This is a genomic window from Microcoleus sp. F10-B2 (assembly GCF_036704965.1).
Lineage (GTDB): Bacteria > Cyanobacteriota > Cyanobacteriia > Cyanobacteriales > Microcoleaceae > Microcoleus.
Genome location: NZ_JAUBTB010000165.1, coordinates 1 through 8539, shown reverse-complemented (window position 1 = coordinate 8539; position 8539 = coordinate 1). Strand labels below are relative to the sequence as shown.

Here is an 8539-nt window from a genome sequence, read left to right as displayed (position 1 = left end):
CGAGGCTCTACCATAATACAGACTTAAGTTCTGGGGTTTGCTGTAGATTATACTATAGCGAGAGTGACAAAAGAGGGCTAAGCTCGTCGGCTCGTCGAACCGGGGGCTCCTGTTTCCGTCCCCTTGCGGGGAAGTGATTAACCAAAGTAGGATTGAAGTCATCTGGTACAAAATCTTCGTGTTTCCGTCCCCTTGCGGGGAAGTGATTAACCAAAGGAGACAAATCATGGGTGATGGAACGATCAGCTTAAGGTTTCCGTCCCCTTGCGGGGAAGTGATTAACCAAAGACGACCAAATTTATTAAGAGAAAAAATAAGTGTAAGTTTCCGTCCCCTTGCGGGGAAGTGATTAACCAAAGACTGGGAGACGGAGCGCAAATTGCTCCAATACCCGGAAGTTTCCGTCCCCTTGCGGGGAAGTGATTAACCAAAGGTGTTTTTGGCCTGGATGGCCGTGGTAGTAAGTTTGTTTCCGTCCCCTTGCGGGGAAGTGATTAACCAAAGTTTTTTTATTGACCTCCATCTCCTTTGTTGTTTGTAGTTTCCGTCCCCTTGCGGGGAAGTGATTAACCAAAGCAACGCACGCTCAGTCGCTGAAGCTACGTCTAAGGAATGTTTCCGTCCCCTTGCGGGGAAGTGATTAACCAAAGGTTTACCCAGCTCCTTTGTTCGGCGGCGCAGCACGTTTCCGTCCCCTTGCGGGGAAGTGATTAACCAAAGAAGAAAAATTTTACATTGACTCACCATTTTTCAATATATGGTTTCCGTCCCCTTGCGGGGAAGTGATTAACCAAAGTAAAAAAAGTCAAGACAAGCTCCAGCAAAAAAGAATGTTTCCGTCCCCTTGCGGGGAAGTGATTAACCAAAGAAAATTGTATTCAAGGAGGTAGATACCCCAAAAGTTTCCGTCCCCTTGCGGGGAAGTGATTAACCAAAGTCGATGAGGTTATTCCCATTACAGATGTCACCGATAAGTTTCCGTCCCCTTGCGGGGAAGTGATTAACCAAAGTCGGATAAGTATTCCCGATCAGGCAATTGTGAACTGAATGTTTCCGTCCCCTTGCGGGGAAGTGATTAACCAAAGCAGGCAAAAGGAAAACACCATGGCTATCGAAATTTGTTTCCGTCCCCTTGCGGGGAAGTGATTAACCAAAGCCTGTAATTCAGAATTAGTTTCGGCGGCGGCGTAACAAGTTTCCGTCCCCTTGCGGGGAAGTGATTAACCAAAGTCAAGTGGTGTTGTATACTGCTTTTATCCGTAACTACGAAAAGTTTCCGTCCCCTTGCGGGGAAGTGATTAACCAAAGTGTCACAGTGGGTCAGTCCTGAGCAAGCCCTCACTTTTAGTTTCCGTCCCCTTGCGGGGAAGTGATTAACCAAAGAATACTGCTGCAAACTTGTCCACAGGTGTTTTAAGTTTCCGTCCCCTTGCGGGGAAGTGATTAACCAAAGTTGGTAGAAGAATTTATTCAAGTCTTCTTTTCCGAAGAAGTTTCCGTCCCCTTGCGGGGAAGTGATTAACCAAAGAGATTCCCAGACTGGTGGAACGTACTGTGGCAGATGTGCGTTTCCGTCCCCTTGCGGGGAAGTGATTAACCAAAGAAATTGAATCGAAAAAGCTGAAAGATTAAATTTATCGTTTCCGTCCCCTTGCGGGGAAGTGATTAACCAAAGTTGCAACTTTTCTCCTGGAAACAGGGAATCCCGGGAAGTTTCCGTCCCCTTGCGGGGAAGTGATTAACCAAAGTCCAGAAACACTATTGGATCGTTGGGTTGTCGACAAGTTTCCGTCCCCTTGCGGGGAAGTGATTAACCAAAGTAAAGAAAACCATCTCACCCTCAACGTAAAGGAGGTAAAGTTTCCGTCCCCTTGCGGGGAAGTGATTAACCAAAGCAGCGAAAAGCAAAAGATTTCTATTCGACTCTGTGATTGTTTCCGTCCCCTTGCGGGGAAGTGATTAACCAAAGTATTTTGGAGATACTCCCGTACGAGTCATTTCAAAATAATGTTTCCGTCCCCTTGCGGGGAAGTGATTAACCAAAGTAGGACTTATCAGTGAATCCCTAGATCGCACCGGATACACGTTTCCGTCCCCTTGCGGGGAAGTGATTAACCAAAGCAGTAACTGGAGGTGAAGCTAGCTAATTAAAGTTTCCGTCCCCTTGCGGGGAAGTGATTAACCAAAGGTCCTTGTACACGCAGAACAGTACAGGTACTTTTGTTTCCGTCCCCTTGCGGGGAAGTGATTAACCAAAGTTTGTGGAAGAATCTTTGGGGAAGCACTGCACAAACAAGTTTCCGTCCCCTTGCGGGGAAGTGATTAACCAAAGTAACCAGGGGAAAAAAATGATTTTTCAAGCAGTTTGTATGAGGTTTCCGTCCCCTCGCGGGGAAGTGATTAACCAAAGTAAAGTATCTGCAATCCCGTGATTGACTGGATGGGAGGTTTCCGTCCCCTTGCGGGGAAGTGATTAACCAAAGTCTACCATGCGATCTAGAAAAACAGTTGATTACACGTTTCCGTCCCCTTGCGGGGAAGTGATTAACCAAAGTTGTCCCGACATTCGTTTTGATATAGCTTATGATAAGGTTTCCGTCCCCTTGCGGGGAAGTGATTAACCAAAGTTTATTATTTCTTGGTTGAGTGTAGTGTTTACATCTGAAGTTTCCGTCCCCTTGCGGGGAAGTGATTAACCAAAGAATGCTCTACGCGAACAAGGGTTTGTGTGCCAATTTATCGTTTCCGTCCCCTTGCGGGGAAGTGATTAACCAAAGAATTTTGGTTAATGGAACCGTGGTCACATGTGCCACCGGGTTTCCGTCCCCTTGCGGGGAAGTGATTAACCAAAGAGTTCTGCTACAACACCTTATCCAGAAAGCGTTTCAGCCGCCCAATCGACGCAGTAAAATTTACCTGTCAATAAAGGAGGGTCATCTTCAATAAGCTTACCTGGGAAAAACCTAAAACTCTTACTGGGAGAGCAATCGACGCACCTCCACCAAAAAATGAGGCTTTTAGCGATCGCGGGAAGTGCGTCGATTCTGCTTTTTCAACGCAAGAATGAGGCTTTCAGCGATTGCCTTGAGGTCAGGAAATAAACCTCAAACGATCGACCAAAATTATGTAATTTTCAAGGTTCCGAAGTGAAACCGTTAATTTTTTAGACTGTAGGCCTTAGCATACAGAAAGGAAAAAGCCTTTGTCAAGACCTACGATCTGAATTACTGAAACCATTGATACTATTCCCTTTTTCCCTAGCTCCTAGCCCTGAGCACCGTAGGTATGCTGTAAAATTGCTCTATGACAAGACTACCCACCCAAAAAAAGCGCCAACCATCTCAAAACCCTCCTTCCGCTGCTCTCACTTGGCCTGCGGAGACAGAATTAGTCGGGCTAGTCATTGAACTAGCCCCCTACAGCAATGACTACCTTTACGCTGAGTACACCATTGGCTTGCACGCCTGGTTTCTCGCTCAAGTTCAACAAACTAACCCAGAATTATCCCGCTCTCTCCACGACGAGCAATCAGAAAAAGCCTTTACCATTTCAGGATTAGAAGGAGAATTGCTGGCTGCTGGAAAAGACCTACAACTGCAAGCTAACAAAACCTATCGCTGGTATATTAATATCCTTTCCCAACCAGTTGCTCAATGGGCGAGTAAATGGTTGCAAAACTTGCCCGCCGTTGTAGACCTGCGAAATGCTCCCTTACGCATCATTTCTTGTCAGGTAGCTTTACCTCCTACTACCTACAAACAATTGCTAACTACCTCACTCTCTCGCACCTCAATTCAATTAACCTTTCTCACCCCAACCAGTTTTCGCAGCAAACAGCATCACTTTCCCTTACCCGTTCCCAAAAATCTTTTTCATAGCTACCTGCGTCGGTGGAACGATTTTTCAGACATCAAAATTCCTCAAGATAAATTTTTAAATTGGATTGAAGAAACAGTGATTATTCACCGCCACAAATTAGAGTCCGCCAAAGTCATCGCCGGCAAAAAAGGCTCTGTTACAGGATTTACAGGAGCCATAGAATTAGGATTATCCAAAAAAGTAAATGAAAATTCTGATTTCGGGCAATATTTCTATGCTTTAGCACAACTAGCCCCTTACTGCGGAACTGGTCACAAAACCACCTTTGGCTTAGGGCAAACTAGAATAGGTTGGCTCCTGAGTGACATTTTGCCAGTTTCCCCAAGGCAAAATTTATTAGCATCTCGAATTGCAGAATTGACCGAGGCATTCATGGCAAAGCGACGGCGCACAGGTGGAACTCGCGCCCAAGAGATTGCGGAAACTTGGGCTACAATTCTCGCAAGACGGGAAATCGGAGAGTCACTAAGCGCGATCGCCCTCGACTTAGAAATGCCCTACGAAACTGTCAAAACCTATGTCAAATTGGCGCGGCGTTCTTTGAAAGCTAATGAGGAAGTGAAAGGGTAGCTGTGACATTCTAAATTAGAGATAAATTATTTGATGGTTTAAAAGGCAGTAAATATACATTATTGAAAGCAGAAAACCCGTTATCTGCTCAGCAAAAACAAAAATTAAAGCAAGTTAAATAAGCGTCACCATTAGTAGAACTTATGCACTCGTTAAAAGAAGAGTTTCAATTCTTATTTTAGAACAGTCATAACGTGGCTTCAGAGACTTTAGGACTAAGTGATTGGTTGAAAAAGCGGAATTATACCCACATTCCGCAGATATTTAAGCAGATTTAATTTCAGATGGGTTCGGAATTGCTAAAGCATCAAATGATTGCATAGTAATCATTTGATGCTTTTTTAAGGTAGAAGAATTTCTGCCAGTAGACCAGCTCTAAAAACCATGAAAAAGTCCTCCGAAGCGATAAATATCGTAAATTTAGACCCCGGAATAGTAGCAGGGATAATAGATGAAATGGAATTGGTAAAATAAGTTAACAAAAAAGTGGGAATAAGAATTAAAGAAACTGTTAGCGTAGGGACACGGCAGTGCCGTGTCCTCCGTTTAGATCATTCCGATGAAGAGCGGAATTGATATGACAGATCGATCGCCTGAGGTAGCGATCGACCGTCATCACTCTTTTAAGATACAAGGGGTGGGTTCCACCTGAAATATTTGCAATCATTCAAAGGATAAATAAACCCGCCCCCGCCCGACGGCGAATCTGAATGTACATTTCGATTGTTCGTTGGGTGGGGGCGGGTTTTCGAGATTGTTTTTTTTCGGCGATTCGGCTTTGTGAAACCTGCCCCTACGATCGCACAAATTAGACGATCGCGAATCAACGAGACATGATATTAGAGAACTCGATAATTCTTCAGTGTATCCGTGTCAAAATCTCTGAGAGCGCTTTCTTCCTAACCCTAAAAAGAAATAATCAAGTAACCGTTTTGGAACTTAGCACCAGTAACAGATTTCCCAGTTAGCGCTGGAGGCAGCAAAATATTGCGCCGCTGATCGCCCGCTTCGATCGTCACTTCCGGTCCCGATTGAATCAATTTAATTTCTTTCTTGTCAAACCCAGGCAAAAACAAACTAACTTGACGCTGTGCAATGTTTATGTTAATCGGTTTAGGAGCTTTTGCGGCCTCAGAAAAATCGGGCAAAGCATCAATTAGCGGCTGCCAATTATTGTCACTGTGCGCCGGAACCGAAACAGCCGTCAAAGGATCAAAATCGCCAGTAATAGCTTCTGTAATCGGTGCTTGATTGACAATGACACCGCCCACAGTCAAGCCAATTTGTTGAGAACTTCCCCAAAGATAGCGGGCAGTTGCGATCGCGCTTGCATCCCCAGTTGTCACCAAAAAAGCCGCCGTGCGGTTCGGATCTGCCAGCGCTTCCTTACCCTTATCCAAAAGATTATCGACTTGCTTAGTAGATTGAAAAGGATTATCCCCAGATAAATCCACAGTCAACACGGTACTGAAAACCGGCTGAATAAAAGGCGACAAAGCTTTACCCAAATCCGAATCTACCAAAGCTTGACGGAAGCGACGGATATACCAACTCAAAATTTCCGGCATTCCCAGCATCCGCAGCGTATCCATGCCGCCGGTGCCGTCATAAACAATTACATCGTATTGTTTGCTGTCCTCGTATTCCCGAAGTTCGTTCAACGCCAGCGCGCTGTCCATTCCCGGTAACACCCCTAATTCTTGACCGTAAATCTGCTTGAAAAACGGAGTGCGGACATATTGAGCTTCTAGTTGTTTAACTTCGTCCCACCTGCGTTCTAGCAGCGGCGCACTTTGCACCTGAACTGCTTTCAAATTCGGGGCTATTTCTTGGGGAGTGGAAGTCAGGGGAGTTGCCAGCAGAATACCCAATGCAGGGCCCGGATCTTGGCCCAGCAGCAGAACTCGCTTGCCTTGAGCCGCGTATTTTTTAGCTGTTGCGATCGCGATCGTACTGCGGCCAGTGCCGCCTTTGCCCAAAAATGTCAAAATCAAAGCCATTTTCTGTTCTCACTGCCAAAGCTTACTCTTTAACATTTAAGCGCAACCTTCAGCCAGCGTGGGCGAGGGTGGAGAGTGGAGGAAGAGGAGAGTCGGTGAGTGGGAGAGTGGGAGAGGGGGAGAGGGGGAGAGGGGGAGAGTAGGAGACGAAAGGAAACACAGTTAAATTCAATCCGTGTATCCGTGTCCGAATCCGTGTCGTGCCCCTCTTCCTTCTACATCTGTTAAACGGGTTCTAGCTCATCTTCAAAGAACCAAGTCGCAAAACCGTCAAACTTTACAACCACGCCTACTCCGCTACCGTCAACCATTTTGAATCCGTCAACAGTGCCTACTGGATTCTCCTTTATCTTGCCCACCATATTTGCAGGTATCCGATCTCTGAGACGGCGCACCTTAACTCTCTGACCTACTTCTATTGCCACTGAAATTGTTCTCCTGCTCTATATAACCTATATACAACCGTCCATTTTACAGTTTGGCGTCTACTTCGGAACAGCAACACCATCCGTCGATCGCCCGCGATGATTTTCCATCGAAATTTCGACCAACTTTCGGTAAAAGACGGTATTCTAGTCGGAGTTGGTCGATCGTCTGCCCTGATGCGCTTGGGTTTGCTTCATAATATTCCACAGCGGCAGGCTCAACTCGCAGAGTCTCGCGCACCGCGAAGATAATTTTTTATCCCTTCGCAAAAACAATCTTTTTATTAATTGTCACAACTACAGGATTTATTTCTAATTAGTCATCCTTCCGGAAGAAGCCAAAAGACATTCAGAAGCAGTAATTAATTTTATGTTTGCTGTATATAAATCTTCCATTTCTAACGTTGACATTGGCTAACATTAATGCTGCAAAGCACTTGGAGTCTGGCTTGCAAAATTTTCCGAAGGTCAGATTGTAGTAAAGTGCCATGTTGTAACAGTTTACTACAATCTGACAATAAAAAGAAGATTTAATGCTAAGATTTCAGGCTGAAAAAGTTTATTTGTGCTGCTGTGTTACGGCATAAAAAATGGAACGATTGCCGGATTTAGGGTGTCTAATAAAGGAAAGGAAGTCTAGAAACTTCAATATGACAAAATTGAAATTATGAATAAAGTTTTTACCTGCGGGCGATCGAGCAAAATTCCGCTCCTAAGTTTGTCCTTAGCTGTGTTCGCCTGTCTGCCGCTCGGTAGCGGGACGATCGCCAGTCCGCTCTCTCCATCCCCCAAACAGCAGTCAAACGCTACTAAAATTGTCTCAGTCGATCGACCGCCAGGACTGCTAACAGGCTCAAAATCTCCAAAAAATCCGGCAACAGCGGCGGCGAATCCATCCCCAGCAGAGACAATAAACGCCCAGGGAACAGCGACCGGACGATCGCTCGAAATAGAAGAAATTCGCGGTACAGTGAGCTTTAAAGGGCGGCCGGCGGTTGTGGGCGATCGGCTGCTTGCCCCCGGAGACGAAATCATCACCGGCCCGGATTCCACAGCCCGTTTAGCGATCGACAACGACGGCGGCATCGTGGAAGTTGCCGAAAAAACCGCAGTCAGAATATCCAATTTGTCAAGCAGTGCAGGCGGCCAAAAAGACACAGCGATTTTTGTCAGCAGGGGGCGAGTCAGGTTGTCGATCGGCAAAACTGCTGCGACAACTCCCGCAGCCAACACCTCAATAATTATCCCGCCGAACCAAATAGTCGCCCTCAATAGCTTCAGCGGACTCGGCAAATCCAGTCAAATTGCCCGAACAAAAAGTTCGGCCAAAACCGCCCCAGTCAGGGTTGAAACCCCAGAAGGCGTGGCCGGAGTTCGCGGCACATCCTTTGGAATCAGCGTCGGCGAAGGCAAAACCGCAGTCGAAACTATTGAAGGTGCAGTCGCAGTATCCAGCAGCGGCGACTCAGAAGTAGTTGTCAACGGCGGCAACGCCACGACAATTTTCCCTCAAACCTCGCCCGTGACGCCCTCAGCCAGCCCTCGCCTAGCTAAACTCAAAGTCCGCAGTTTGGGGAGACTCAGCGGCAATAAGCTGCTACGCAGCTAAACCGGATAAAATAGCATTGCCTTTATTTTTGATTTTTCGCTCCCATTTAATAACCA

Annotated in this window: 5 protein-coding genes and 1 CRISPR repeat array; of the genes, 2 read left to right on the top strand and 3 right to left on the bottom strand. The window is 46.1% G+C overall.

The annotated features are described in order from the left end of the window. Positions 1-111: 111 nt before the first annotated feature. Positions 112-2852: direct repeats of the CRISPR family, unit length 36 nt; unit sequence GTTTCCGTCCCCTTGCGGGGAAGTGATTAACCAAAG. Positions 2853-3303: 451 nt separating this feature from the next. Then, entirely contained in the window at positions 3304-4449 is a 1146-nt protein-coding gene (cas6, locus tag QUA99_RS31705; RefSeq protein ID WP_333245256.1) for a CRISPR-associated endoribonuclease Cas6, read from the top strand. A 905-nt stretch (positions 4450-5354) separates the two neighbouring features. On the opposite strand, the gene QUA99_RS31700 is transcribed toward cas6, so the two are convergent. The 3 genes from QUA99_RS31700 to QUA99_RS31690 all read right to left on the bottom strand — a co-directional run bounded on the left by QUA99_RS31700 (position 5355) and on the right by QUA99_RS31690 (position 7115). Further along, entirely contained in the window at positions 5355-6449 is a 1095-nt protein-coding gene (locus QUA99_RS31700) for a Get3/ArsA fold putative tail anchor-mediating ATPase NosAFP (RefSeq protein WP_333245253.1), read from the bottom strand. 224 nt (positions 6450-6673) lie between these two features. Further along, entirely contained in the window at positions 6674-6874 is a 201-nt protein-coding gene (gene petP / locus QUA99_RS31695; RefSeq protein ID WP_333245248.1) for a cytochrome b6f subunit PetP, read from the bottom strand. A 46-nt stretch (positions 6875-6920) separates the two neighbouring features. Continuing rightward, the gene (locus tag QUA99_RS31690; protein ID WP_333245246.1) at positions 6921-7115 is read right to left on the bottom strand and encodes a hypothetical protein; all 195 of its coding nucleotides are present in this window, start codon (positions 7113-7115) and stop codon (positions 6921-6923) included. Positions 7116-7541: 426 nt separating this feature from the next. Between QUA99_RS31690 and QUA99_RS31685 the strand changes: the two genes are divergently transcribed. Beyond that, positions 7542-8483, top strand: coding sequence for a FecR family protein (locus QUA99_RS31685; RefSeq protein WP_333245243.1), 942 nt, complete (start codon positions 7542-7544; stop codon positions 8481-8483). The last annotated feature ends 56 nt before the right edge of the window (positions 8484-8539 follow it).

Excerpts from the sequence above, each read along its gene's own strand:
- cas6 (WP_333245256.1), top strand. The coding sequence starts at position 3,304 with ATGACAAGACTACCCACCCAAAAAAAGCGCCAACCATCTCAAAACCCT.
- QUA99_RS31700 (WP_333245253.1), bottom strand. The coding sequence starts at position 6,449 with ATGGCTTTGATTTTGACATTTTTGGGCAAAGGCGGCACTGGCCGCAGT.
- QUA99_RS31685 (WP_333245243.1), top strand. The coding sequence starts at position 7,542 with ATGAATAAAGTTTTTACCTGCGGGCGATCGAGCAAAATTCCGCTCCTA.